The sequence below is a fragment of the Virgibacillus necropolis genome (assembly GCF_044793635.1).
Taxonomy (GTDB): domain Bacteria; phylum Bacillota; class Bacilli; order Bacillales; family Amphibacillaceae; genus Virgibacillus_F; species Virgibacillus_F necropolis_A.
In genome coordinates this window covers 746,145-772,912 of record NZ_CP084992.1, presented here as the reverse complement: position 1 = coordinate 772,912, position 26,768 = coordinate 746,145, and the positions used below count along the sequence as shown (strand labels likewise).

Here is a 26,768-nt window from a genome sequence, read left to right as displayed (position 1 = left end):
TCCATCACAGCTCAATAGAAGTGATAGTACCTTTAATTACGTTTTTCAATGGTATATCGTATAAGCTGAAGACTTATCAAAATTAATATTTGAATATTCATGGTACTTTATTGTTATAATTTATATAAGTGCAAATTTATGATTGGAGGCTATCAATCTATGGGTTTTGTTGTATTTATTTTGATTATTGTAATGGCGGCTCTGGTGGATTTATTTTGGCTTGATACGAATCGTAAAAGATGGGGATGGATGGAGAATTGGTCAAAACTGCAAAAGACTTTATTCTTTTCGGTGTTTATACTGGCTTCAGGTTTAATTTACATTGGTCTGGGTTCGGAACTTCTTTAAAAAAGCTTTTGTATGAATAAATCATTTTTAAAAGACTCATGTTAAGATTAGGAGGTGCTAAAAATGGGAAAAGACCGTCAAGAAAAAAAGTTAAGAGAAAGTGGCCGTGTGGAGTCAGACCGCGATGTGGGTCTTCGCTATAAAGGTTCAACAAAAATGTCAAGTCCTGAAGAAGCTAGAAGGTTAAACGATGGTAAAAAGTAAAATGGAAAAGCGGTCATCCTAAACAGGAGATCGCTTTTCTACGTTGCAGCCCTACATAAATGTGCACGAAAAGTCGGATGGGTAAATACAACTCCTGCTATTCTATTGATGTAAAGGAGGTCATATAATTGGATTCGCTTAAAAAAATGAATGATGCATTAAACTTTATTGAAGAAAATCTTACGAATGAGATTGACTTTAAAGAAGTAGCAAGTCTGGCTTTTTGCTCTGAGTATCATTTTAAAAGAATGTTTTCTTTCCTTTCAGGTGTTACATTGTCGGAGTACATCCGACGCAGACGTCTTTCCCTTGCAGCACTAGAATTGAATCATAGCAACATAAGGGTGATTGACGTTGCGGTGAAATATGGATACAGCTCACCAGATGCTTTTACAAGGGCATTTCAGGGTTTGCAAGGTATAACACCGTCAGAAGCTAGAAATAATGGACAATCGATAAAAGCCTATCCATTAATGACCTTTCAATTATCAATTAAAGGAGGAAATGTAATGAACTTTCGAATTGAAGAGAAAGGGACATTTCGCATTATAGGTATAAAGAAAAGAGTTTCTGTCATTTTTCACGGAGTGAATCCGGAGATTGCTTCTATGTGGAAAAGTTTAGATGGTGAGATGATCAATAAACTAAAAAATCTTTCGAATGTAGAACCTATGGGTCTGCTTAGCGCCTCCACGAACTTTTCTGAAGGCCGGATGGAAGAAAAAGGTGGACTTGATCATTATATAGGTGTGGCAACAACTAAGGATTGTCCAGATAGTTTGACACAACTAGAAGTTCCAGCCTGTACATGGGGGGTATTCGAAGCGGTAGGGAAATTCCCTGATACATTGCAAGATGTCTGGGGACGTATCTATTCAGAGTGGTTCCCATCTTCAAATTATGAACAAGTAGAAGGACCGGAAATCTTGTGGAATGAAAATAAAGATGTAAATTCACCAAATTTTAAAAGCGAAATTTGGATACCTGTTAAAAAGAAATTTATTAACTTCAGGACGGTTTAATAATTATGGTTTTAATATTACTTTAATGCAGTCGTCTTTTTTATCATTAAAAATATCGTATCCATGGGAAGCTTCTCCAAGTGGTAGTGAATGTGTGATGATATCTGTAGGGTCAATTTTTTCATCTACAATTTGTTGGTAAAGTTCAGGCATATAATGTCGTGCGGGGGCCTGCCCCATTTTAAGCGTAACGTTTCGTGTGGCCGCAAATTGCGGTGGATGTTACTTTAATAATAATATCTTGAGGATCCTGGATAGAAGGGTATTCTACTGTTTTTACTGCTATTTCCTGTTTACCTTGATAGGTGACTGCCTTCATGTACGAGTACTCTCCTTTTTTAGTGAATCGGTAAGAAAATGTTGTAAAATTTATCTTGTCCTTTTTTGGAAAAGTAAATCTTAAATTCCCAAATATAGCATGATACAAGTTGAATGTTTATCTTAATAAAGTGTAGACAAAAAACTGAAAGATATAGTAGTACATAATACGAAAAATCTAAGGAACAATATATATATTGTTTTCATTGAACAAAGGAGGATACTTATGGGACAACAGAACCTACATCAGAAATTACAACAAGCCAGTCAACAAATAAAAGAGGCTCAGCAGGCTGTTCTGCAGGCACAAGGTTCAGATCGTCAACTGCTTGAACAAGCTGACCAGCAGCTACAACAAGCTGAACAGGAATTACAAAGTGCCCGGAATCAAGCGGGTACGGAGGCAACCGAGAATCCACAATTTCAGCAAGCTTCTGAACAGCTGCACGATACACGTCAACAAGTGCAGGAAGCGCAGCAGAATATCGACGATGTTTTATAAAATAAGAAGGTGGATTATTTCTTCATCTTGATGTACAAAATATAAATAGTCAGATAAAAAGGGATACAATATAATTGATATCCCTTTTCTAATGTTAAAATAGTGAAACCCTTCAAATGGTTGAATCGTAAAACATTTTGTTTATTGAAGGAGTTGTCAGAAATCTATGAATTTCTCTATATTGATAGCAATTTTTGTTATTTTTCTAGGAATTTATGGCGGATCTAAACGAAAGAAAAAATAAAATGATATCTTATGTTTTTAAATGTTTACCCTTTAGAAGGGGTTCCTATGACTAGTTTTGTTCAAACATGACTAGTTTTGTCGAAACTGTTTTAATTGAAACTGAAATCCTGCATAATATTCTTCGTGTTGTCAAACTAGAAAGAAAACAGGAGGATTATATATTTTGAAGAATGAAGAAAAGTTATTGAAGCATATAAACAAAAAAAGACAGGTAATGATTAGGATAGGAATGGTTGATGGAATGACAAGTAAGGAAGCTATAAAATGTAGCCAAGAGCTGGATTATTTGTTGAATTTGTATATGAAAATTTCACTGAAAAGTGTTGCATAGAATCGATTGAAAAAAACTATTACTGAAAAGATGGGGACATCCCTTCCTCATCTTTAATTATTATATAAGAGAAAACCATAAGCTAATTCCTAAATGGAATAATGAGCTCCCCCAAAATAGTTAGTAATAAAAGCTTATTACAAAACAAAAAAACCCTGGGCCGAATTGATTAATTCGGATTCCAGGTTTTTTTGTATACAGCGTTTTAATTAACGAGAGTAGAATTCTACGATAAGCGCTTCGTTAATTTCAGCTGGAAGCTCTGTACGTTCAGGGTGACGAGTGTAGCTTCCTTCCATTTTATCTGCATCAAATGCTAGATAATCTGGAACAAAGTTATTTACTTCGATTGCCTCTTGAACGATATCAAGTTTTTGCGACTTTTCACGTAAACCAAATACTTGACTTGGTTTTAGACGGTATGATGGAATATCAACGCGTCTGCCATCTACTGTTACATGACCGTGATTTACAAGCTGACGTGCTTGTCTACGTGTGCGTGCAAGACCTGCACGATATACAAGGTTATCAAGACGTGATTCAAGTAGAATCATGAAGTTTTCACCATGAATACCTTTTTGTTTACCAGCTTCGTTAAACAAGTTACGGAATTGACGTTCGTTCAATCCATACATGAAGCGTAGTTTTTGCTTCTCTTGTTGTTGCAAGCCGTATTCAGAGATTTTCTTTCTTTGGTTCGGTCCATGTTGACCAGGAGCGTAAGGACGTTTGTCTAGTTCCTTACCAGTTCCAGATAATGAAATGCCAAGGCGACGTGATTTTTTCCATACTGATCCAGTATAACGTGACATAGGACATTTCCTCCTTTATTATTTTATTTGCATAAAATAAGCGACCGTGTTCCAATCCGTTGTTCATTTTATTTTCATGTACCATCGCTCCAGCAGCAGAGAGTTACACGATACACCTCATACTCTGAGGAATAAAATGATGACAAGCGTCGGTTCACAAAGGCTACCTTTTTATTTTACACAAAGAATAGTATATAAGTTTCTACTATAGAAGTCAATCTTTTCCGCAAATGAATCCAAAAAAAGTATAAGTATTTTCACACGTAATAATAGGAAAAAGTTCCTATTTGCTATATAATGTATATATAAAATTCAAAATGTTAATGAAACATAGTCTAAAAAATAGCAAAATTAATTTGATGATAGGTGATCATAAATGATAGATCAAAATCAACTAAAGGAAAATATCAGGAATATTTTCTTTGAACTTATTTCAAATATAGCAGATTACTCCTATAATCAACTATTAGAAATTGTTTCCATTCAAATGCAAGAAATGTTAGCGGTGCCGTATGCTGCAATGTATTCCTATAATCATTGGGAACAAACCTATGAACGTACAACAGGCGATAGCCATGTTGAATTAAAAAAACTACCATTTAAAGACAAAAGGACACATAACTATATTGATCAAAACAAGTATGAAAAACACGCTGATTTGATATTTGCCAATAAAAAGGATTTAACTACACGAATCCTTTTCCTGCATACTAAATATGATCCTGATGCATTTATGTTTTTAGCATTCCAACCGAATGATAATAGATTTGTTCCAGAAGTATTAGATCTGATAAAACTAGAACTAAACAACCTTTTAAAAATAATCAATTACGATAAATTAAATAAAGAAAAAGAAGAGAAAAATGCACTTTTGTTTGAAATAACTACGAATTTTTATTCAGTGATTACTAATAAAAATATCCTGACAGAACTTTCAAAAGCAATGGATAACTTATATCCTTTATTTGATTATAATATATTACTCTCACAGGATTATGAGGAAGAAGAATCAACTTTACCTATAAAAACAATTGAATATAGTGATGATGCTACAAAAAGAGTGAGTACACAGGCTTTTATAACTGGTGAAGTTCAGCTGGAAGATCGCGTGCAAGAAAAAAAGACTTGTCTTTATGCACCATTAAGAGGGAAGCAGGGGGTATATGGTGTTTTACAAATCATTACACCAAATACAGTAGATTTTCCACAAAAGGAGATCGAGTTTATTGCACGGTTGGCAACTGTGGCAGGTAAAGCAATCGAAAGTGCCATTCTTTACCAGAACTCAAAACATTTAGTTGAAGATTTAAAGCTAATTAATGATGCTACACACGCATTAAATTCGAATTTAAACATCAACCAGATTACTACTATCATTCGTGAGAAAATAATCGAGGCGTGTGGTGCAACTCAGGTTGGATTTATTTATACGAGTGAAACGCAGCACAACATGATTAATGTTTTATCTGGAAGCACAAATTACTTTTTTACCGACGAGGGAGAAGAGCACGCAGATATTATTTTCAATGAAGTGATCGAAACAAAAGAACCTATAATCAGTGGAAACTATACGAAAGATCACTTGGAATTCCCTTTTTCCTCTATAATGGCAATTCCAATGTTGCATGCTGGAACCATTTATGGAGTGATTATAATAAGTCATCAAAATAAATATGCATTCTCTTTCGATAACTTTAAACTCATGCAGTCACTTGTCCAACATTTCACGTTAGCATTGACAAATTCTATATTAAATGAAAAATTAAAAGCAGTCGCGATAACGGATTATTTAACAAAATTATATTCGCGCAACCATCTGGAAGAAGAAATTCAACAACATATAACTAGAGATGAAATGGGCACCCTTATTATTGTTGATATCGATGATTTTAAAAGAATAAATGACACGTATGGTCACCCCATAGGGGATGAGGTGATCATTCAAATTGCTTCTATCATACGGGCAAACACAAGTGATAATGATATTCCGGCTCGTTGGGGTGGGGAAGAACTCGCTATTTATTTATCAAATGCAACCATTGACGAAGGCGTTCATATTGCGACGCAAGTTAGAAAACAGACTGAAAGTTTCACAGAACCTAAAGTGACATTATCATGTGGAGTTGCTACATGGAATTCAACAACAAAAGTGGATGTAAAAGACCTTTTCATTCGAGCAGACAAAGCATTATACGCTGCTAAAAAGACCGGTAAGAATTGTGTAGTAAAAGAACTAGTCGATAAGATTGTTTGAAATAAGAAAAGCGCAAGCGCCCGTTAAGCGACGTATGGACTGTGCCCACGCAACGTGGGTAGTTCGCTTTGTGGCGTTTTTAATCGAACCTCCTTCCTTCTAACAATCGATGTTGACTTATTGTACGGAGATGGGTGTTGTCCATTAGGCGCTGGGCGCTGGAGCTAGACAGACTTTCGTTTATACTTTCCTTGCTCTTAAAAAAGAATGCTTTCCAAAACAGGGATTGTTTTGGAAGGCATTCTGTTAGTTTAAATACGATTGCACAATTGCAGCGAACTTTTCTATATATTCCTTATCTGTTTCATCAAATCGATTGGTACTTGGGCTATCAATATCTAATACGCCATAAATTTCATTGTTAACAATTAACGGTACTACTATCTCTGATTGGCTGGCACTATCACACGCAATGTGTCCAGGAAATGTGTTAACGTCAGCAACCACTTGTGTTTCTTTTGTTTCAACAGCAGTTCCACATACCCCTTTACCATTTGGGATTCGAATACATGCCGGAAGTCCTTGGAAAGGGCCTAAAACTAATTCATTATCTCTGTAAATATAAAACCCTACCCAATTCACATCTTCTAGAAATTGATTTAAAAGAGCAGATGCATTTGATAGATTAGCGATATGATCGGGCTCGCCAGCAAGTAATGCTTTTGTCTGCTGTAAAACTAATTGATAATCTTTAACTCGATTTCCTGAATAACTACTTGCTTGAAACATATAAATCTCCTTTCTTTTGATAAAGTGAAACTTCATTCAGAGGGGTTTCTTTCCCCACTGAATGTTAGTTGAACCATTCGGGCTTGTACGGGCAGTTAGACCCCCATAAATTTACCTTCTACCCACATTTATTGACTTGGGGGTTTTACTGCCCGTCAAACTGCGATAAAATTCGACTTCGCCCTTGCGTTAATTGTCGAGAAGAAATTGAAGGATTAAAGGCTACTCTGTCGTAAAATAACTATAAGGAGTTGAATTTCGATGAAAAATAATCCAACCAAGCAAAAAGTGATAGATGCTGCATCATCTTTATTTTTTCAAAAAGGCTTCCATGGTACTTCGGTTAGGGATATAGCAGAAAAGGCCTCAGTTAATGTGTCACTAATCAGCTATTATTTTAAAAGTAAACAGGGCTTATTAGAGCATGCTGTGACAAATTATTATGAAACATACTTAACCAAAATGGAAGAGGTACTAAAAGAAAAGGATACGGAGATGCCTTTAGTTAAACTTAAGCTATTAATAGATGCTATTATACAATATAAACAAAATAATCATCAATTTTCTTGCTTTATTCACCGGGAGCTGTCACTTGACTCGGTATTTGTTCGGGAAATGGCTGTAACGTATCTGGCAAAAGAAAATTATTTTATTAGTAATACATTTTTCGAAAGTCTTCCAAAGAATTATAAAAGCAATATGGAACATCAGTTTTTGTTAATGCAACTAAAAGGAATGCTGATTACACCTTACGTATTACAAAATGAGTGGAAAAATCAGGTATCTGGCAAAACTTCTCATGACTTATTTGCAAAAAACTACACGAAAGTTATCCATAAATGGCTAGATTTTATCACGTCGGAAACTGCTCAATTAGCTAAATGATAAAAAAAATGTAAAAACGGTAATTTATTTGTAATTTTTTAGCCAAAAATGCTATTTACATGGTATCATTAGTATAATAAACACAGAATTATAGTTTTTCACGAAAAGCACGAGTATCTTTAACACCTCTTTTAGGAGGTAGAAGTTATAACTAATTAGATAAAACACACAAATGATACCTGTTCTTGGAGAGAATCTTAGGAAATCTTGGCTTATCGCCAAGAATTAATGGCGAAAGCCTTAGATCTTTTTACACTTAAGGAAAATATAGATGTTTTGAGGAATGCCAGTATAAGAATAACTTCGCCATTCGCTATTACAGACGAGGCGAATGCCAAGTTTTTCTAATACTTTATACCGATAAATGGCCACTTAAAGTGTAAAAAAGAACATCCTCTTATACAGGAATATAGTTAGGAGGCTTTAAATGGCATATATCATTGGAATCGTACTCGTTATTATTGCATTAATTATTGTAGGGCTTATTTTACGCAAAAGGATATATGATGTTGTCGATCGACAAGAGAGCTGGAAAATGGATATTATGAATCGTAATATTGCGGCACAGCTAGCGCGTATTAAAAGTTTGAACCTATCAGGAGAGACACAGAAAAAATTTGAATCCTGGAAAGAACACTGGGAATACATAGTGACAAAACAACTTCCTGATATTGAAGAGTATTTATTTGACGCAGAGGAAGCCGCAGATCGTTATCGCTTTCCTACAGCGAAAAAGACATTACGAAAAGTTGAACAAACATTACAATCAATTGAAAAAGATATTGAAAAAATGTTAATCGAGTTAGATGAATTGATAAAATCTGAAGAAACAAGTAGAAAAGAAATAGAAGGATTAGAACCGGAAATTAAGGCGTTAAGAAAGAAGTTATCGCAAACACGTTATCAATATGGTAAGGCTGAAGCTCGCTTTGATGTCGAACTAGATGAGATTGAAGCTGGTCTGCGTAAATATCACGAATTAACGGGTTCTGGGGATTACCTTGAAGCACAACAACTAGTGGAAAATTTGAAGGTTCAGTTAGAAAAGCTGCAAATTGAAATGGAGGAGTTTCCAGATTTATATAAAGCATGTAAAGAAGAACTCCCGGATCAACTCGACACTTTAATCTCTGGAATAAAAGATATGAAAGATGATGGTTACCGTATTGAACACCTTGGGCTTGAAAAGGAAATTCGAAACTATCAAGGGCGCTTGTTAGACTGCGTTGGTTCAGTTGAAAAAGGTGACGTTATAGTTGTAAAAGAAGCAGTTACAGAAATCGATGAACGAATTAAGGATATGTATCAGTTATTGGAAAATGAAGCAATAGCGAAAAGTTACATAGAAACTAAAATACCAACATACCGTAAATATCTTGGTGATTTAGATATGATGTTTCAAGATACAAAAATGGAAGTGGAATTGTTAAGACAAACTTATTACTTTGAAGATAGTGATATGGAGAAGTACTTAACACTTGAAAAAACGATTACACAGCTTAATAAACAACTAGAAGAACTTGAGGAAAATATAGATGATCATGAAGTATCCCATTTGAAAATCCGTGACAAACTGGATGGTAACATGCAGCAAGTTGAATCATTAACACAACAACATGAAGATTTTATAAAATTTATCCATAACCTGAGAAAAGATGAATTAGAAGCAAAAGAAAAATTAAATGATATGAAAAATCAGGTGTATAACACGATTCGTAAATTAAAGAAAAGTAATCTACCTGGTGTACCAAACTTTATTTGGAGCATGTTAGAAAATACTAATCAGATGAATGATCGAGTTCTAAAGGCGCTAGAAACGAAGCCACTTGATATGACCGCAGTTCAACATGCATTATCAGAAGCAAATAAAAGTGTTGAACATGTTACAGAGCAAACAGATTTCGTTTTGGATCAGGCATACTTGACGGAACAGGTTATCCAATATGCGAACAGGTATCGTAGTAGATACCCACTTTTAGCAGCAAAGCTTTCAGAATCCGAGCGGCTATTTAGGTCCTACGAGTATGAGCTAGCCCTTGAACATGCAGCAAAAGCAATTGAAGAAATTGAACCTGGTGCCTTAAAACGTATTGAGGATTACCAAAAGGTTTCTAGTTAAAATGGGTATTGTTATACGTTATTAGCTACAAGAAGAATAACGAAGGCTGTCTTATGAAATGGGGGTATTTTCCTTTTTCTTAAGCCAGCCTTCATTATTGTTTGATGCTTTACAAATTAAAAAAATCAAGTGGGAGATTGACATATGATTTATTTAGATAATAGCGCAACAACCAAACCTCATCCCTCTGTTTTACAAAGTTATAACCAAGTTTCAGAGAAGTTTTTTGCAAACCCATCATCGATACATCAACTAGGTGGCGATGCAGAAAAATTGTTACAAAAAGCAAAGTCCCAAGCAGCACAAATTTTCCATGTAGCAAATAATGAGATTATATTTACATCCGGTGGAACAGAAGGAAATAACATGGCAATTAAGGGAATAGCATTGCAACATCAGCAACGTGGTAAACATATTATTACTTCGCAAATTGAACATCCATCCGTATATGAAGCATGTCAATCACTTGAAACATTAGGATTTGAAATCACATATTTACCTGTTGATTCTGATGGTTTGGTATCTGTAAAGGATGTATCGAATGCGATTAAAACAGATACAATATTAATTAGTATTATGCACGTTAATAATGAAATTGGATCTATTCAGCCTATTCGTGAAATCGGAGAAATTGCAAAAAAACATCCGAAGCTATTTTTTCATGTTGATCATGTACAAGGTTTAGGTAAAGTTCCTTTACAATTAACGGACAGTGGAATTGATTTATGCACCATTTCGGGACATAAAATTCACGGTCTCAAGGGAACTGGTATTTTATATATTTCGAGTCGAACAAAATTATTTCCACTTTTTCATGGTGGAAGCCAGGAAAGGTCAATCCGGTCAGGTACTGAGAACCTGGCAGGTGCTGTTGCGATGGTTAAAGCAATCAGATTGATTTTCGAACGAAAAAAACAAGATGCTGCGTTTTTAACAGGATTACGTGATTATGTAATGCAACGAATAGCTGAAATAAATAGTGTCGTAATCAATACTCCAACGATAGCCGCACCACATATCATTAACTTTTCTGTGTTGGGGATAAAACCAGAAGTCTTGATTCACGCACTTGGCGAACAGGAAATATTTATTTCTACAAAATCTGCTTGTTCTTCAAAGCTAACGGACGAAAGTAGGGTACTGGCTGCTTTAGGTTTTAACGAGGAACGAACGATTTCTGGCCTAAGAATTAGCATGTCTTATGACACAACGAAAGAAGAGTTGGACATGTTTATCATGGCTATGGAAAGAGTAATAAATGAATTGAAGAAAATAGTGGGGTAGATAAACATGGAATTTGATCATATATTAATTCGCTATGGCGAAATGGCGTTAAAAGGTAAAAATAGAAAGAAATTTTATAGTAAATTGCAGGATAACTTACGCAATCTGCTGGCGGCATTTCCTGAGGTTAAGGTGAAGCGGACACAGGGACGTATGTTTGTTCAACTGCATGGTCAAGACCCAAACCCAGTAATGGATATATGTAAAGAGGTATTTGGTATTCAGAGCTTGAGCTTAGCTATAAAAGTAGCAAATGATGATCAACAAATAAAAGATGCTGCGTTATATGCGTTAAAAAATAGTGTGGAGACGAAGACTTTTAAAATTAGTGTTAAACGAATCGATAAAAGTTTCCCTATTCGATCACAGGAATTTAACCGCGAAGTTGGAGCATATCTACTCGTAAATTCGAATGGCTATACAGTTGATGTTCACCAACCAGATTTAGATATGAAAATAGAAATTCGAACAGAGGCGACCTATATTACTTCAGAAGTCATCAAAGGCGCCGGAGGTTTTCCAGTCGGTACTTCAGGTAAATCATTATTACTATTATCTGGTGGAATTGACAGTCCAGTTGCGGGTTACTTAGCGATGAAACGTGGTGTGGCGATCGAAGCAGTTCATTTTCATTCACCGCCATTTACAAGTGAACGTGCTAAACAAAAAGTATTAGATTTAGCATCTGAATTAACGAATTACGGTCCATCTATAAAGTTGCACATTGTGCCATTTACAAAACTTCAGCAATTAGTTTTTCAACATATGCCTGATCGTTATTCGATGACAATTATGCGAAGAATGATGCTTCGAGTAAGTGAAGAGATTTGTAAGAAAGAATCGATATTATCTATGACAACTGGTGAAAGTCTTGGACAAGTTGCAAGTCAAACGATGGAAAGTATGAACTGCATAAACGAGGTCACAAATTATCCAGTCATCAGACCATTAATTACGATGGACAAACTCGATATTATAGATATTTCAAGAAAAATTAGCACATATGATATTTCGATTCGGCCATTTGAGGACTGCTGTACCATATTTGTCCCAAAAGCTCCTAAAACTAAACCTAAACGCGAAAAAGTAAGTTATTTTGAATCAACGATTAATTTCGATGATTTAATACAAGAAGCAGTAGAAGAGACAGAAGTAATTAAGATTACGAAAGAAAGTCAGGAAGAACAATACGAAGATTTATTCTAAGGAATTTATTTTACCGGGGCTCACATAATTCTTACAACATCTACCATCTTATTTCATGAATGGTTTACCTCCTTCTGACACAATATAAAATTATCAAGGAGGTGAATTGACATATGGCTAACAACAATTCAAACCAATTAGTAGTGCCTGGTGTACAACAAGCTCTTGATCAAATGAAATATGAGATCGCACAAGAATTTGGTGTAAGCCTTGGTGCTGACACAACTTCTCGTTCAAACGGTTCAGTTGGAGGAGAAATCACAAAACGCCTTGTACAAATGGCTGAGCAACAATTTGGTGGAAAGTAATTAAAAATATAATAATTTGGCAACGAGCTACCTCAAAATTTGAGGTAGCTTTTTTATATTCCTTTTATTAGGTGTGATAAAGTGGTAAATTATTAACTAATACATAGATATGTATCATGCTGGAAGGGGGATGTATTATGGGGGATTTATGGTTTGGTGGTCATATATATACGATGCAACATGAAGGGGATGCGGTTGAAGCGGTTTATACAGAAAATGATAAAATCGTTGCGGTTGGTACATACGAAAAGATATATCACACCTATTTTAACAGTATTGAAAACGAAATTAACCTGCAAGGAAAAACAATGTTACCGGGATTTATTGATAGCCATTTACATATTTTAATGCACGGTGAAAAGCTTCTAAGGCTCGATTTGTCACAATTAAAATCGGCAGACGAGGTAAAAGAGGCTCTACGGAATCGAACTGCAAATTTATCAGAAGGTGAATGGTTAATCGGCGAGGGCTGGAATGAAAATCAATGGGAAGACCCTGTTATTATACATCGATCAGAGTTAGATGAGATTTGTCCCAATAATCCGCTCATGCTAACGCGTGTATGTCGCCATGCACTTTTGGCAAATTCACATGCAATCGATTTATCTAACGTTAAAAAGGATACGTCTGATCCTCAGGGCGGAATAATTGTTCGAGATGATAACAATGATATAACTGGTTATTTCCTTGATACAGCACAAGATTTAATCAAGAAATCCCTACCAAGTGTTTCGAAGGACTATTTACAAAAGGTTATCGAAATTGCGGTAGATGACTTGGTATCAAAAGGTTTAGTTGGAGGCCATAGTGAAGATTTAAGTTATTACGGTAGCTTTGATAAAACCTATCGTGCATTTATCGATGGAATAGATGGTATAAATAAAAAATTTAAAGCGCATTTACTGGTGCATCATGAAGTTATCCAAGATATGTTTAATCAAAACCTCGGTTGGTTAGATGGTACGGATTATGTGGAGTTAGGTGCCATAAAGATCTTTGCTGATGGTGCTATTGGAGGAAGAACTGCATGGTTAACAGAAGAGTACAGTGATGATCCCGGCAATAACGGGGTAGCGATTCTTAGCTTAGAGAATCTTGAGAAGGTTGTCAAAGAAGCTAGGAACCACGGACTACCCATCGCGGTCCATGCAATAGGCGATCGAGCTGCCGAAGAGGTACTGAAAATAATAAATCGTAATCCACTATCGAATGGACGCAGGGATCGACTTATTCATGGGCAAATCCTAAACGAACGTGCACTAGAGTTGTTAAAAATATTACCCGTTGCAGTTGATATCCAGCCTTTATTTGTAACGTCTGATTTTCCATGGGCAATTGACCGTTTAGGCGAAGAAAGATTAAAGCTTGCATATGCATGGAAAACAATGATTGACCAGAGTGTTCACTGTGCAGGAAGCTCTGATGCACCAATTGAAGAGGTAAGTCCTTTATTAGGAATACAGGCGGCAATCCTTCGAAAAGCATCTTATGACGGTAAGGTCTATAATCCTGAAGAATCATTATCTGTTTATGAGGCAATCCATATCTATACACATGGAAGTGCATATGCGATAAATCAAGAATCAACGCGTGGAAGATTGATTGAGGGATATGCTGCAGATTTTACGATTTTGGAGGAAGATATTTTCCAAGTAGATCCGGAACAAATCCATGAAATTGACATATACATGACGGTCATTGATGGTGAAATTGTCTATAAAAGAAATCCTTACTACTAAGTTTGTAGTAAGGATTTTTTCTTTTTCATCTTCATAGTTGATATAAACTGCGTCATAGCGTACCGCTCCGGAAATAAACTGCGATGTAACAGAAACGTGATTTCCGCTGCGGGTAGTCGATTTCCGCGGGTGGCTGGTGAGCCTCCTCGCGCTCCGCGCTCCGGGGTCTCACCTATGCCTTTCCTCCCGCAGGAGTCGACTACCCGCAGCTCCAATCACTGAAGTTATGAGCTGACCCTAGCGAAGGAAAAACACGGAGACTCCTGCGGGAAAGCGAAGTGATGAGACCCCGCAGTGAGCGTTCTTTGCGATCGAGGAGGCTCAGCGCAAGCCCGCGGAAAGCGTAGTGATTTTTCCGTAGCGGTCGCAGGGCACTGAACATGATTTTTGGTTACGTCGCAATATATATCTATTCTCTCAAAAGCAACAATCTTTACGAAAACAGCTTTATAAAAAGGTTCGTTTTACACGATCCCAGTAGGAGTTGTTTTTTAGTTTTACAGTTTTAATTACTTTGTTACTAAGTGTTACGGTTATAGTTTTCATTTGTCGCATTGGATGTGCTTCATTATCTAATCCAATAATAGGATAATCGTTACCGTCCTGTGCAATATCTAGCGTTAGCTTACGGTCCTTATCTAAAATAAAGGAAGATCCAAGCGTGCGATATCGATTATTATTTAAAGATGCTAGCTCTGAAACCTGGAAGCATGGAATCTTTGGGTCAACTACGGCTCCACTTGTTGATTTATTATAACCTGTACTACCCGTTGGAGTTGCGACGATAAGTCCATCACCTCGGAAGGTTTCGAAGTGGTTATCATCAATTTTAACGTCAATCACGATAGTTTTGATGATTGTAGAACGAATACTCATCTCATTCAAGCAATTGAAGTCGGTTTCCCCGTTAATATTTACATTAATCACAGGGAAGCGACGTACCTCCATTTCCTCGTTAATCATTACATGAAGCATTTCATCAAAGTTTTCTAAGTTGAAATCACAATATAATCCAGCTTCATCTGAACGTGTTATACCTGTGTAAAGGCAATCCTGCCGGAAACCGGTTTTCCGAACTGCTTGTATGAAAGCCCCATCGCCACCGATGCTTACAATAATATTGGCGTCTTTAGGGTCGTCTATTATAGTAAAGTCATTTTGTTTTGCTAAATCAAATAATGGCTGTAATTTATTTGTAAGATTACTTTCATTCGGATAATAAAAATAAATATTTCTACGATATGACATGTGGTCATCCTCCTCTAACTAGCATTTCATATACACACTTTACCATTTTTATCTCTTAAATCCTATCCATAGTTCTTCTGTATAAAATTTGAAAGAAGTTAAATACTAAATTAAATAGTCATTTGACTAGGGGTGTTAGATCTAATGGTATGGCTGATAGGTTTTGGTCTTTTTTGTGTATTGATTATTGTGTTGCTACTTACAAAAATATATGTGACCGTTAATTATTCTTTTATAAATGATAAACAGCAAGGTTCCATACATATTTATTTGTTAAAAATACCTCTATATAGAAAAGACATTCGTTCAGATGAAAATAAGCACCATTCTTTCCTTGAAATAGTAAAGAATGCAGATGGTTTTTCGGACCTGTTACAAGAGGTGAAATTTTTTTTGAAAACAATAAAAGAAACGACTCCAAGTATTTCTTGGGTACTAAAGAAATTGTCTATTCACAAATTGCATTGGCATACAAATGTAGGTGCTGGAGAAGCTAGTAGTACTGGAATGTTATCTGGAGGTGTATGGTCCATTAAGGGATTAGTGATAGCTTTCCTTAGGGAAGCTAGTCATGTTGCCTGTTCCTTTCATGTGAATGTTATACCATACTTTCAGCATAAACTATTCAATTCTGAAATAGACATGAAATTCTCAATCCGAGTTGGTCATGCTATTTTAGGCGGATTAAAAATTCTAAGGTCGTTATCCAAACAAGAAGAGATTACCATTAAATTACGCGAAAGGAAGATCTAAATGAGTGAACATCCAATTCAAGGGTTAATGACAACAGCTATGGAAAATATAAAAGACATGATTGAAGTAAATACAATTATTGGAGATCCAGTTGAATCTCCTGATGGAAGTATTATTATACCAGTTTCCAAGGTAGGCTTTGGATTTGCAGCAGGTGGAAGTGAGTTCCAGCCAAAGTCGTCAGGCGGATCAAGTGATTCGGAATCTGAATTACCTTTTGGTGGGGGTAGTGGTGGTGGAGTATCAATTACGCCAGTCGCTTTTCTTATTGTAAGTAGAGACGGCGTTAAGATGGTTCATTTAGACGAAAACACTCATATTTTTGAAAAAATGATTGATTTTGCGCCACAAGTAGTTGAAAAAATTCAGCAGATGTTAAAGGAATCTTCACAGGGTAACAAAAATAATCAAAACCAAAGGCAGCAACGGAATCAAAATGACAACCAAAACAATCAAGGGAATCAACAATCTAACTCAAACTATTCTATTTAAATTATATTATTCCTTTTGTATAATGGTAAATAATGGACATGTTCAGTTTTATTATCCATAATGAGATAAAACCATTAATGGGAGGAATGTTAGTATGGCAAATGTAACTTTTAAACAAAACCCTGTAACACTATTAGGTTCAGAAGTTAAGGTTGGGGACAGTGCGCCTAATTTCACTGTATTATCGAATGATTTAACAGAAATTACGTTAGATGATTACGAAGGTAAAGTGAAATTAATAAGTGTCGTACCGTCAATTGATACAGGTGTTTGTTCAGAGCAAACGAAACGATTTAACGATGAAGCTAATGAATTTGCAAATGCCCATGTACTCACAATCAGTATGGATTTACCATTTGCACAAAAGCGTTGGGGTGCAGAGAATAGTGTGGAAAATCTGGACTTGTTATCTGACCATAAGAAAGCAGATTTTGGTGAAAAGTATGGTGCTCTCATGCAGGAATTCCGGTTACTAGCTAGAGCAATTTTTGTCGTTGATTCAAGTAACACTGTTACATATGTGGAATATGTAAAGGAAGGGACTAACCACCCCGATTATGAGAAAGCCCTTGATGCAGCAAAAATAGCTGAATAAATGTAATACTGAGACCCTTCTACTCTTCATGAGTGAAAGGGTTTTTTAGTGTGCCATATATTTGTACATCTACCCTTCGCTTTTGATACAATAGAAACGCTTAATAGGTTGAAATGGAGGAAATACAATGAACAATACACCGATTGAACGATTATTTGAATGGATTGATCATACAACTGAAAAAATACAACAGGCAAAAGATGAACCTTACCTCGATTGTTTGGCAATAACATTAGAAAGTTTGTTAGAACAAGATTATAACGATAAAACGAATTTATTATTAACAAAAAATATACAAGAGCGACTGAAGGAGATTGATCTACCTTCTTGTTCATCAGAAGAAATTCGAAAGGCAATTCAGCTTGCAATACTAAAGGGTATGAAGGGTTCTACACAACAGCAACATGTTATGACTCCTGATACTATAGCACTTTTAGTAGGTTATCTTGCAGGTAAACTAATGAACACGGAAGACAAGGTACGAATCTTTGATCCGGCGAGTGGGACTGGCAATTTATTAGCAACCGTAATTCATCACTTAGGTAAAGAAACGATAGGATACGGAAGTGAGATTGATCAAACTTTAATAAAGCTGGCCGTTTTAAATGCAAATCTTCAACAGTTATCTGTTGATTTTTTCCATCAAGATAGTTTACGTCCATTCTTACTTGATCCAGTTGATGTTGTTGTAGCTGATTTACCTGTCGGTTATTATCCTGACGATGTAAACGCAAATCAATTTCAATTACGTGCAGACGAAGGTCATTCTTATTCACATCACCTTTTTATAGAACAAGGAATTAACTATGTGCAAGAGGGTGGTTATTTAATTTTTATAATCCCTGAATTTCTATTTGAGAGCGATCAGGCAGATAAACTTCGTGCCTACCTTCATGAACATGCGCACATCATGGGTGTTTTACATTTACCAGAGAGCACATTTAAGTCAAAAAATAATGCGAAAAGTATATTAATGCTACAGAAAAAAGGGCAGCAAACAGAAGCACCGAAACAACCTTTGCTTGTAAAACTTCCTTCCCTAAAGAATACAAAAGCAATGGAGGATATTTTGGGTCAAATGAATACATGGTTTGCTTCTTATACGAAAAGTGAAAAGTAATGAAGGGAGTTGTTACTTATGCAAACAATTTTAGCAATTAATGCTGGCAGTTCTTCATTAAAATTTCAACTAATTCAAATGCCTACTGAAAAAGTTTTGACAAAAGGATTAGTTGAGCGAATTGGTTTAGCGGACTCTATTTTTACAATCGAAGTAGCCAGTGAAAAGGATAAAACAGTTATCGATATTCCCAATCATGAAGATGCTGTTAGACGATTGGTGGATAAACTAACCGCTGCTGGTATTATCCAATCGCTAAACGATATTAGTGCAATAGGTCATCGTGTAGTTCACGGTGGTGAGCAGTTTACTGATTCGGTCGTAATAACGGAAAGAGTAATGCAGGAAATAGAAAGTGTGTCGGATTTAGCACCGCTTCATAATCCTGCAAACTTAACCGGAATTCGAGCTTTTCAGGAGGTTTTGCCACAGGTTCCTATGGTAGCAGTGTTTGATACGGCGTTTCATCAAACAATGGAAGAGAAATCCTATTTATATAGTTTGCCATATGAGTATTATGAAAAGTATGGAATCCGTAAATATGGATTTCATGGAGCATCACATAAATATGTATCTGAACGGGCATCAGAATTGATTGGGATTCCACTTAATCAGTTGCGGCTTATCTCCTGCCATTTAGGTAACGGGGCAAGTATAGCTGCCATTGAACACGGGAAATCAATTGATACATCAATGGGATTTACGCCTCTTGCTGGTGTTACAATGGGGACAAGATCAGGAAACATTGATCCTGCTTTAATTCCATACATTATGGAAAAAACAGGTCAATCTGCTGATGAGGTACTTAATGTATTGAATATGAAAAGCGGAATGCTCGCATTATCAGGATTTTCAAGTGACTTACGTGACATAGAGCAGCAGGCGGACTCAAATGATCGTGCGGAACTAGCGTTAGAGGTTTTTGCATCAAGAATTCATAAATATTTAGGTTCTTATGCAGCACGGATGTCAGGGGTAGATGCAATCATTTTCACAGCAGGTGTTGGTGAAAATAGTGATATCATTCGCGAAAAGGTCTTAACGGGATTGGAATTTATGGGAGTATATTGGAATCCTTCACTAAATAAAATCCGTGGGAAAGAAACATTTATTAACTATCCACATTCTCCAGTAAAAGTAATTGTGATTCCGACTAATGAAGAGGTCATGATTGCAAGAGATACGGTACGATTAACTAGTAAGTAATTAGTGGCGTAAACGTATAAAGGGGGAGAAGGCAGTGTCAGTAAAGGATCACAAGGCATCAAAAAAAAGACTGAATTGCATGGTCATAACTATTAGTGATACGCGAGAAATTAGTACGGATAAAAGTGGGCAGTTAATTATAAAACTTTTAGAATTGGAAGGACATCACATCGAAATTAAAGAGATTGTTCCTGATGAGAAAACTGCGATTAAGCATATAATTGATGCAGGAAAAGAAAATTCTGATATTGACGTTATTCTAACCAATGGCGGAACAGGAATAGCGTATCGGGATGTAACGATTGAAACGGTTAAAGCACTCCTTGATAAAGAAATACCTGGATTTGGAGAACTTTTTCGTTCGCTCAGTTATTCCGAAGATATTGGTTCAGCTGCGATATTATCAAGAGCAATCGCAGGTGTAGCAAATCATACCGCGGTTTTTTCAATGCCTGGTTCATCTGGTGCAGTTCGTTTGGCAATGGAGAAGCTAATTTTACCTGAACTCTCTCATGTAGTTCATGAAATACAAAAGGATATATAGACAAGAAAAGCTTGCCCGCGGAGCTAGAACAACAAAAATAACGTGGACTGCCCATGCAGTCCACGTTATTTTTATCTGACAACTAAAACATCACATTTTGCATAGCGTGTAATATTTTCAGATACACTACCAATGAAGAACCGCTCCACTGTACTCATACCAGTAGCACCACATATTATTAAATCTGCATTAAAGCTTGGTGCAATTTCTTTAGCGATTTTGACTTTCGGTGATCCATATTCAATACATCTTACAATATCACTAACACCAGCTGCTTTTGCTTTTTCCATATACCCATCAATAAGCTCTTTCGCATAATCTTCTGCTCTTTCGGCTAATGTCCTGTCATATGCCTCCGCTGTAGCAAATGTTCTGGAATCGACAACATGGGCTAGGATGAGTCTGGAATTATTTCTTTTTACGATGTCTAATGATTTTTTAAAGGCTACTTCAGAGGCATCTGATCCATCGACGGCTACAACAATATCTCTGTATTCAAAATCCATTTTTCAGTTCCCCCTTCTTTTTTTCATTATATACCCTTTTTCTAATAAAAATAATCAATCCGCATTCTAATTGGAAAAAATTAAAGTACAAATGTAAACACTTTATGGACAAACTAAACTTGGAGGTGATACTATTGGGAAAGAAACAAACACAAACACTGCGTGAAGATAAAAAAGGCATTGCTGTGGTACAGAACCAATTATTTGAGAGTTATCAGAGTGGTGTTGTAGAAGATCAATTGCATAATAATAAAGCAATTCATCACTATAATAACCAAAAGAAATAATGAAGCTCTGATGCTTCCCAAATAGACTTTCACTTTCTAAATGAATCAAGATCCACCCCTTTTTAATAGGGGTGGGTTAATTTATGTGATTATTTTTATTATATGAAAGCGTTTTTTTCTTCATGTTATTATTATTGTATATTTGATATAATAAGAGTGTTATGATTAGTCATATTTTCCTAATAAAATATTGAAATGGAAGTAAGGAGTGTGTAGGTAATGAGAATCGGAGTTCCAAAAGAGATTAAGAATAATGAAAACAGAGTAGCTATGGCACCAGCAGGAGTCTTATCATTAAAGAATGCTGGACACGAAGTCATTGTCGAAACAGGTGCAGGTATTGGTTCGGGGTTTGTTGACGAACAATATCAAGAAGCAGGAGCTCAAATTGTTCAAACTGCTAAAGAAGCTTGGGAACAGGAAATGGTTATGAAAGTAAAAGAACCACTCCAGGAAGAATATTACTATTTTTATGAAGGTTTAATTTTATTTACATATCTACATCTAGCTGCAGAGCCAGAGTTAACGAAAGCACTTATTGATAAAAAAGTAATTGGAATTGCATATGAGACAGTCCAACTGGAAAACAGATCACTTCCACTGTTAACACCTATGAGTGAAGTTGCAGGACGTATGGCGGCGCAAATTGGTGCACAATTCTTAGAAAAACCTAAGGGTGGGAAAGGGATATTACTTGCTGGTATCCCTGGTGTAAAACGAGCGAAAGTTACTGTAATCGGTGGCGGTGTTGTTGGTACAAATGCTGCTAAAATAGCAGTTGGCCTTGGTGCTGATGTAACGATAGTCGACTTAAGCCCTGAACGCTTAAGAGAATTAGATGATATTTTTGGTTCATCCATTAATACATTAATGTCTAATCCATTGAATTTAAAAGAAGCAGTAGCTGAATCTGACCTTGTTATTGGTGCAGTACTAATTCCGGGTGCAAAAGCGCCTAGATTGGTTACCGAAGAAATGGTGCAATCTATGTCAGAAGGATCAGTGATAGTTGACGTAGCAATTGATCAAGGTGGAATTTTTGAAACAACAGATCGAATTACTACACATGATAATCCAACATATACGAAGCATGGTGTTCAACACTATGCTGTAGCGAATATGCCAGGTGCAGTTCCGCGTACATCTACAATTGGATTAACAAATGTAACAGTTCCTTATGCATTACAATTAGCGAATAAGGGCTACGTCAAGGCTTGCATGGAAAACGAAGCATTGCGTAAAGGTATCAACACGTTAGATGGATTTGTAACCTATAAAGCAGTTGCTGAATCACATGAACTACATTATGATGAAGTTCAGGCATTATTGCAGAAATAAATTAGAAAGGTACATCTCAGCGTTGAGATGTACCTTTTTTTAGGAACGAAAGTATAAAACTTTGGCGTTAATCTGTCTGGCGCAAGCGCCCAGCGCCTAGTGGACTTCCTTCACCTCCATACGATAGGTCAACATCAATTGTTAGAAGGAAGGCCAACTAAAAGCGGGCTTGCGCTCAGGCGTCGGCACACCCCTATGAAGGGACGTGTTTTCTTTATCTCAGAGGAAGGAGGTTCGATTTAAACCGCCACTTTGCGTGGCAACATCGAACTACCCACGTTGCGTGGGCATAGTCCATACGTCGCTAACGGGCGCTTGGGCTTTTCTTAGTAGGCAGTACGATAAAGATTCTACAAAAAAATAGCCGGGCTATGTCGCCCGGCTATTCTTACCAATTTTATTCAATAATACGTAATTCTTTTGGTGAATTTGTTAAAATTTCAGGGCCCTTATCAGTCATGTAAAGCATGTCCTCGATTCTTACCCCACCAGTATTCGGAACATAAATTCCCGGTTCAACCGTATAGCACATTCCTTCTTTTAAAGATAACTCATTTTTACTGTGCATGGATGGATATTCGTGCGTTTCAATTCCAATTCCGTGACCGATTCGATGGGTAAAGTATTCACCATATCCTGCCGACTCAATATGATTTCTTGCGGCTAAGTCAACCTGACCAACTGCAGTACCAATCTTAGAAATATCGATTGATTTTTGTTCTGCTTCTAATACTGTATGATAGATCTTCTTTTGTTCTTCTGTGATTGATTTGTATGCGACAGTTCGTGTGATATCGGAGCAATAACCGTTATAAACAACACCCAGATCAAATAGAACCATATCACCTTTTTCAATTTCTTTCGTGCCAGGGTTTCCATGTGGGGAAGCGGTCTTAGCGCCTGAAAGAGCCATTGTAGCAAATGACATTCCTTGAATTCCCTTTTTCTTTAATTCATATTCAATGGTAGCAATGATGTCAATCTCACGGGCGCCCTCTTTAATAGCATTGATACCAGTCTCAATACCAAAATCAGCAAGGTCTGCAGCTTGTTTAAGTATGGTATATTCTTTTTTACTTTTTATCACGCGTAGATTTGCTAATGTTTCTTTTGCATCAATAACTGTAGTTTTAGGAAGAATAGAAGTTACAGCATTGTATCTATCCATTGTAATTTGATCATACTCAATTCCGATTGATTGTGGTATTTTGTTGCTTTTATTTAGTGTTGCTTTAAATAGTTCCCATGGATCTTCATGATCATGGTAACCAATTATTTCATAAGACCAACCTGCAGCAATAGCATCTTCTTTTTCCATATTTGGCAGGATTAAGATAGGATCATGATTGGCGGATATATATATAGCAATTACCCGTTCATGTGGATCAGTTAAGTAGTTACTCAAATAATAGACATTTGCTTTTGATGTCACAAGCAAGCTATCTAAATTAGAGGATTTCATTTCTGTAAGTAGTGTATCAATTCGATTTGTCATTTCCTCACCTCATAAACATAGAATACCCTTAGTATAACAAAAATGTAATTACTATTCATAAAATGAAAAAATGATACAATAACTATAGATTAGAAAACTTGGATTATCGCCAAGCTTTAATGGCGAAAGCCGTAGTTGTACTTATACTGATATCTATAAAAACTTATATTACTTTCAGTGTGAAATAAAAATTATGAAACCTTTTCTATTCTGTATTCGTAATACGGAATGTAGGAAGTAATACTTAGATGCAAAGAGGTGAATTTGTGGGCTTATTTTCAAATTTATTTAAGAAGAAAGATGACGATCGACCTGCACCAAAAGAACGTGATGCATTATCAATCAAAGTTGGTGATATCATTACTTATGATCTGCGTGATTATGAAGTGGTAGGAAAAATCACTTATCGTGATGGTAGTTATAAATGGTATGGATATCAATTGTTAGAAGGACATGATACCATTTGGTTAGCCGCTGAAATGGATGATGAACTAGAGCTTGGTATCTATAAAAAAATTCAACTTCCTGTAAATAAACCTTTCCCAAAAAAATTGGTTTATGATAGTAAAACTTATTTCTTAGAAGAAGAAGGCAAAGCGGCCGTTACAGGAGAAGGTAGAAGTTCAAATTTACAGGGTTCAGAAACACATTATGCTGATTATAGTGACAGCGATGACGCAAACTATTTAAGCGTTGAGTCATGGGGTACAGAGTTTGAGGTAAGTTATGGTTATCCAATAGAAGCATATGAAATTAAAATATTAGCTGGTTCAAATTAGAGGAGGAAATTAAATGTTTAAATTTTTTAAACGTGTTTCAACAGTAGTAAGTTCCGAGTTAAATACATTGTTAGATAAAGCAGAAGATCCGGTAAAAATGTTAGATCAGTTCATGCGTGATATGGCGGAGGACATTCGTGAAGTAGAATCTGCTGTAGCAAAACAAATTGCGAATGAGAAAATGCTTAAACGTAAATCAGACGATGCACAAGCAATGGTAGACAAAAGACAAAAACAAGCAGAAAAAGCACTTAATGCAAATGATGAAGATTTAGCACGCCGTGCATTACAAGATAAAGGTGAACATGAGAAACAAGCTAACTTGTTAAAAGAATCATGGGAGCGCGCTAAAAAAGATTCAGATATGCTACGTGATAAACTTGATGAAATGAAAAAAGAATATCAAGAAATGAAATTGAAACAAGATTCGTTAAAGGCACGTGCAGAGTCAGCCAAAACACGCACAAAAATGAATCGTACAATGTCTTCTGTTGGAAACGATGACTCAAAAGCAGGCTTTGAACGTATGGAAGAAAAGGTTATGCGATTTGAAGCAGAAGCAGAAACCAGTGAGGATCTTTCAAAAGAGAGTCGTTCATTGGATGATGAATTTGAAGATTTAGAAGACAATGGTGTTGATGATGAACTTGCTGCATTGAAAAAGAAAATGGGTAAAGAATAATAGAAATAAAGGTAAAGGGGGCAGACTCTTTAGCAATAGAGTCTGCCCCAAATTTTCATGTTATGAAGTTCATTTTACATGAAGGGAGGAATAATAGGTGAAGAAATGGAGTGTGCTTATTGGTTTAGTAATCATCATGATTATAGCTACGGGTTGTTCGTCTCCGTTTTCTAACGAAAGAGGCATGTCTGAAGATATTGAGATTACGGCAGATAATATTCCAGAAGAACCAACTAAAGAAGAAATTATTAATAAGATAAAAAATAATACAAGCAACGATATAGATGATATTATCGAAGCCAACTTTGCTTTAATGGATGTCGTTACAGTTGATTCAAATGAAGCTGAAATTTATGCTACTAAACGATTTGAATTGAGTGAACTATCATCCGTTTTATCTTCGACTATAGAGCCCGACAAAATGAGTGAAGTTAAAGATGATCAGCAGATACTCATTTATCCTAATTATTTTGTTACATTAAAAGTAAGTCCAGATGACAATGATGCATTAATAATAGAAGTCGCTGGCGACGAATTTGTGCGACGTAATTATTCACCAAGCTTTTTAAGTACATACTTTGCATTCAGATTATTGGACGACGTACTCGATGTAGATGATTGGGGAAAACGTAGGACACGAGAATGTAAATCAGGCAGTTGTTACGGAGGATATACTGGTGGAGGATATGGAACACCTTACCGGGGCGATACATCATTTAGGGGTGGCGGACCTGGTGCAGGAAAATAAAAGGAGAGTGAAATAATGGGACCATTTATTGCGACATTTGTTTATTTTGCAATTTCAGTAGTAATTGTATTGATTGGGTTATTTATTTTTGAAATGATGACTAAGAAATATAAAGATTTAGAAGCTGTTCATGATGGAAATGTAGCAGTTGCGATGTCAATTTCTGGTAAAATTATTGGTATATGTATTATTTTGGCTTTTGCTATCTATCATAGCACTGAAATTTATGAAACATTAATTTGGGGAATTTATGGTGTTGTGTTACAGATGATTGCCTATTTATTATTTGATTTATTTAGTGGGAAGATATCAGTAGAGGAACAGCTTTCCAAAAATAATATGGCGGTAGGAATATTATCAATGGGTGTATCTATCGGATTAGCGTTTGTAATTGGAGCGTCCATAACATAATTATCAGATGAAAAGCGGGCAATCGTCCGCTTTTCTATTTTTGCACGTAAGGAAAGTTTAGATGTTTTGAGCAAATGCCAGTATAAGAAAAACTTCGTCATTTGCAATTAAAGACGAGGCGAATGCCGAGTTTTTCTGACAAGGAAAGAAAGTATAAAAATTTGGTGTTTATCTGTCTAGCTCCAGCGCCTAGCCCCTCGAGGTTTTAAGTCAAATCTCTTTGTGATAAAAATCATCACTAAGATATTCGTCTTAAA

At 36.0% G+C, this 26,768-nt stretch carries 30 protein-coding genes and 1 pseudogene; 24 read left to right on the top strand and 7 right to left on the bottom strand.

Annotation, left to right across the window (positions count from 1 at the left end; translation table 11 throughout):
* Positions 1-159: 159 nt before the first annotated feature.
* The 3 genes from LG329_RS03970 to LG329_RS03960 all read left to right on the top strand — a co-directional run bounded on the left by LG329_RS03970 (position 160) and on the right by LG329_RS03960 (position 1,574).
* Complete coding sequence (locus LG329_RS03970) at positions 160-348, top strand: hypothetical protein (RefSeq protein ID WP_404453636.1); 189 nt, start codon at positions 160-162, stop codon at positions 346-348.
* A gap of 63 nt (positions 349-411) precedes the next feature.
* On the top strand, positions 412-552 hold the full coding sequence (locus LG329_RS03965) for a YpzI family protein (RefSeq protein ID WP_080668712.1): 141 nt from the start codon (positions 412-414) through the stop codon (positions 550-552).
* 128 nt (positions 553-680) lie between these two features.
* A complete protein-coding gene (locus tag LG329_RS03960; protein ID WP_404453634.1) occupies positions 681-1,574 on the top strand; it encodes a GyrI-like domain-containing protein in 894 nt (297 codons plus the stop codon).
* 3 nt (positions 1,575-1,577) lie between these two features.
* Here LG329_RS03960 and LG329_RS03955 read toward each other — a convergent pair.
* Positions 1,578-1,772, bottom strand: a pseudogene (locus LG329_RS03955) (glutathione-dependent formaldehyde dehydrogenase); the annotation flags it as partial.
* On the bottom strand, positions 1,756-1,893 hold the full coding sequence (locus tag LG329_RS03950) for a hypothetical protein (RefSeq protein WP_404453631.1): 138 nt from the start codon (positions 1,891-1,893) through the stop codon (positions 1,756-1,758). The gene LG329_RS03950 and the pseudogene LG329_RS03955, both read right to left, overlap by 17 nt.
* A 225-nt stretch (positions 1,894-2,118) precedes the next feature.
* Between LG329_RS03950 and LG329_RS03945 the strand changes: the two genes are divergently transcribed.
* Both LG329_RS03945 and LG329_RS03940 read left to right on the top strand, forming a co-directional pair.
* On the top strand, positions 2,119-2,394 hold the full coding sequence (locus LG329_RS03945; protein ID WP_404453628.1) for a hypothetical protein: 276 nt from the start codon (positions 2,119-2,121) through the stop codon (positions 2,392-2,394).
* Positions 2,395-2,803: 409 nt separating this feature from the next.
* Positions 2,804-2,971 (top strand): aspartyl-phosphate phosphatase Spo0E family protein, encoded by a 168-nt coding sequence (locus LG329_RS03940; protein WP_404453625.1) that lies wholly within the window; start codon positions 2,804-2,806, stop codon positions 2,969-2,971.
* A 209-nt stretch (positions 2,972-3,180) separates the two neighbouring features.
* Here the strand turns inward: LG329_RS03940 and rpsD are convergent, their stop codons facing one another.
* Positions 3,181-3,783 (bottom strand): 30S ribosomal protein S4, encoded by a 603-nt coding sequence (gene rpsD, locus LG329_RS03935; RefSeq protein ID WP_404453622.1) that lies wholly within the window; start codon positions 3,781-3,783, stop codon positions 3,181-3,183.
* Between the two features lie 376 nt (positions 3,784-4,159).
* Here rpsD and LG329_RS03930 point away from each other — a divergent pair, with 376 nt between their 5' ends.
* A complete protein-coding gene (locus tag LG329_RS03930; protein ID WP_404453619.1) occupies positions 4,160-6,037 on the top strand; it encodes a diguanylate cyclase domain-containing protein in 1,878 nt (625 codons plus the stop codon).
* Between the two features lie 246 nt (positions 6,038-6,283).
* Here the strand turns inward: LG329_RS03930 and LG329_RS03925 are convergent, their stop codons facing one another.
* Entirely contained in the window at positions 6,284-6,766 is a 483-nt protein-coding gene (locus LG329_RS03925; RefSeq protein WP_404453618.1) for a GAF domain-containing protein, read from the bottom strand.
* 261 nt (positions 6,767-7,027) lie between these two features.
* Between LG329_RS03925 and refZ the strand changes: the two genes are divergently transcribed.
* The 6 genes from refZ (at position 7,028) to LG329_RS03895 (ending at position 14,307) form a co-directional block, all read left to right on the top strand.
* Positions 7,028-7,651 carry a forespore capture DNA-binding protein RefZ gene (refZ, locus tag LG329_RS03920; RefSeq protein ID WP_404453615.1) on the top strand — a complete coding sequence of 208 codons (624 nt, stop codon included), beginning with the start codon at positions 7,028-7,030 and terminating at the stop codon, positions 7,649-7,651.
* Positions 7,652-8,078: 427 nt separating this feature from the next.
* Positions 8,079-9,770, top strand: a complete 1,692-nt coding sequence (gene ezrA / locus LG329_RS03915) for a septation ring formation regulator EzrA (RefSeq protein ID WP_404453612.1) — start codon at positions 8,079-8,081, stop codon at positions 9,768-9,770.
* Positions 9,771-9,914: 144 nt separating this feature from the next.
* Positions 9,915-11,054: a cysteine desulfurase family protein gene (locus LG329_RS03910; RefSeq protein WP_404453609.1), complete on the top strand. Its 1,140-nt coding sequence runs from the start codon at positions 9,915-9,917 to the stop codon at positions 11,052-11,054.
* A gap of 6 nt (positions 11,055-11,060) precedes the next feature.
* Positions 11,061-12,260: a tRNA uracil 4-sulfurtransferase ThiI gene (gene thiI / locus LG329_RS03905; RefSeq protein WP_404453606.1), complete on the top strand. Its 1,200-nt coding sequence runs from the start codon at positions 11,061-11,063 to the stop codon at positions 12,258-12,260.
* A 113-nt stretch (positions 12,261-12,373) separates the two neighbouring features.
* A complete protein-coding gene (locus LG329_RS03900; RefSeq protein ID WP_404453603.1) occupies positions 12,374-12,568 on the top strand; it encodes a small, acid-soluble spore protein, alpha/beta type in 195 nt (64 codons plus the stop codon).
* 137 nt (positions 12,569-12,705) lie between these two features.
* Positions 12,706-14,307: an amidohydrolase gene (locus tag LG329_RS03895; RefSeq protein ID WP_404453600.1), complete on the top strand. Its 1,602-nt coding sequence runs from the start codon at positions 12,706-12,708 to the stop codon at positions 14,305-14,307.
* Between the two features lie 447 nt (positions 14,308-14,754).
* Here the strand turns inward: LG329_RS03895 and LG329_RS03890 are convergent, their stop codons facing one another.
* A complete protein-coding gene (locus tag LG329_RS03890; RefSeq protein ID WP_404453597.1) occupies positions 14,755-15,555 on the bottom strand; it encodes an NAD kinase in 801 nt (266 codons plus the stop codon).
* Between the two features lie 144 nt (positions 15,556-15,699).
* On the opposite strand from LG329_RS03890, the gene LG329_RS03885 reads away from it, so the two are divergent.
* From LG329_RS03885 to LG329_RS03860, 6 genes are all read left to right on the top strand, one after another.
* Positions 15,700-16,308, top strand: coding sequence for a DUF2953 domain-containing protein (locus tag LG329_RS03885; RefSeq protein WP_404453594.1), 609 nt, complete (start codon positions 15,700-15,702; stop codon positions 16,306-16,308).
* Positions 16,309-16,800: a GerW family sporulation protein gene (gene ytfJ, locus LG329_RS03880; RefSeq protein ID WP_404453592.1), complete on the top strand. Its 492-nt coding sequence runs from the start codon at positions 16,309-16,311 to the stop codon at positions 16,798-16,800.
* Between the two features lie 94 nt (positions 16,801-16,894).
* Entirely contained in the window at positions 16,895-17,395 is a 501-nt protein-coding gene (tpx, locus tag LG329_RS03875; protein WP_404453589.1) for a thiol peroxidase, read from the top strand.
* Between the two features lie 127 nt (positions 17,396-17,522).
* Positions 17,523-18,515, top strand: coding sequence for a class I SAM-dependent methyltransferase (locus LG329_RS03870; protein ID WP_404453586.1), 993 nt, complete (start codon positions 17,523-17,525; stop codon positions 18,513-18,515).
* A gap of 18 nt (positions 18,516-18,533) precedes the next feature.
* A complete protein-coding gene (locus LG329_RS03865; RefSeq protein WP_404453583.1) occupies positions 18,534-19,721 on the top strand; it encodes an acetate kinase in 1,188 nt (395 codons plus the stop codon).
* Positions 19,722-19,755: 34 nt separating this feature from the next.
* Positions 19,756-20,265 carry a molybdenum cofactor biosynthesis protein B gene (locus tag LG329_RS03860; RefSeq protein WP_404453580.1) on the top strand — a complete coding sequence of 170 codons (510 nt, stop codon included), beginning with the start codon at positions 19,756-19,758 and terminating at the stop codon, positions 20,263-20,265.
* 71 nt (positions 20,266-20,336) lie between these two features.
* Here the strand turns inward: LG329_RS03860 and LG329_RS03855 are convergent, their stop codons facing one another.
* The gene (locus LG329_RS03855; protein ID WP_404453578.1) at positions 20,337-20,771 is read right to left on the bottom strand and encodes a universal stress protein; all 435 of its coding nucleotides are present in this window, start codon (positions 20,769-20,771) and stop codon (positions 20,337-20,339) included.
* Between the two features lie 134 nt (positions 20,772-20,905).
* Here LG329_RS03855 and LG329_RS03850 point away from each other — a divergent pair, with 134 nt between their 5' ends.
* Both LG329_RS03850 and ald read left to right on the top strand, forming a co-directional pair.
* On the top strand, positions 20,906-21,058 hold the full coding sequence (locus LG329_RS03850; protein ID WP_404456791.1) for a hypothetical protein: 153 nt from the start codon (positions 20,906-20,908) through the stop codon (positions 21,056-21,058).
* Positions 21,059-21,277: 219 nt separating this feature from the next.
* Positions 21,278-22,396 (top strand): alanine dehydrogenase, encoded by a 1,119-nt coding sequence (ald, locus tag LG329_RS03845; RefSeq protein WP_404453575.1) that lies wholly within the window; start codon positions 21,278-21,280, stop codon positions 22,394-22,396.
* Positions 22,397-22,793: 397 nt separating this feature from the next.
* On the opposite strand, the gene LG329_RS03840 is transcribed toward ald, so the two are convergent.
* Positions 22,794-23,891 (bottom strand): M24 family metallopeptidase, encoded by a 1,098-nt coding sequence (locus tag LG329_RS03840; RefSeq protein ID WP_404453573.1) that lies wholly within the window; start codon positions 23,889-23,891, stop codon positions 22,794-22,796.
* Positions 23,892-24,157: 266 nt separating this feature from the next.
* Here LG329_RS03840 and LG329_RS03835 point away from each other — a divergent pair, with 266 nt between their 5' ends.
* The 4 genes from LG329_RS03835 to LG329_RS03820 all read left to right on the top strand — a co-directional run bounded on the left by LG329_RS03835 (position 24,158) and on the right by LG329_RS03820 (position 26,511).
* The gene (locus tag LG329_RS03835; RefSeq protein WP_404456397.1) at positions 24,158-24,670 is read left to right on the top strand and encodes a DUF4178 domain-containing protein; all 513 of its coding nucleotides are present in this window, start codon (positions 24,158-24,160) and stop codon (positions 24,668-24,670) included.
* A 13-nt stretch (positions 24,671-24,683) separates the two neighbouring features.
* Entirely contained in the window at positions 24,684-25,352 is a 669-nt protein-coding gene (locus tag LG329_RS03830) for a PspA/IM30 family protein (protein ID WP_404453570.1), read from the top strand.
* A 97-nt stretch (positions 25,353-25,449) separates the two neighbouring features.
* On the top strand, positions 25,450-26,100 hold the full coding sequence (locus tag LG329_RS03825) for a DUF4247 domain-containing protein (protein WP_404453568.1): 651 nt from the start codon (positions 25,450-25,452) through the stop codon (positions 26,098-26,100).
* Between the two features lie 15 nt (positions 26,101-26,115).
* Positions 26,116-26,511, top strand: coding sequence for a DUF350 domain-containing protein (locus tag LG329_RS03820; RefSeq protein WP_404453565.1), 396 nt, complete (start codon positions 26,116-26,118; stop codon positions 26,509-26,511).
* Positions 26,512-26,768 lie beyond the last annotated feature (257 nt).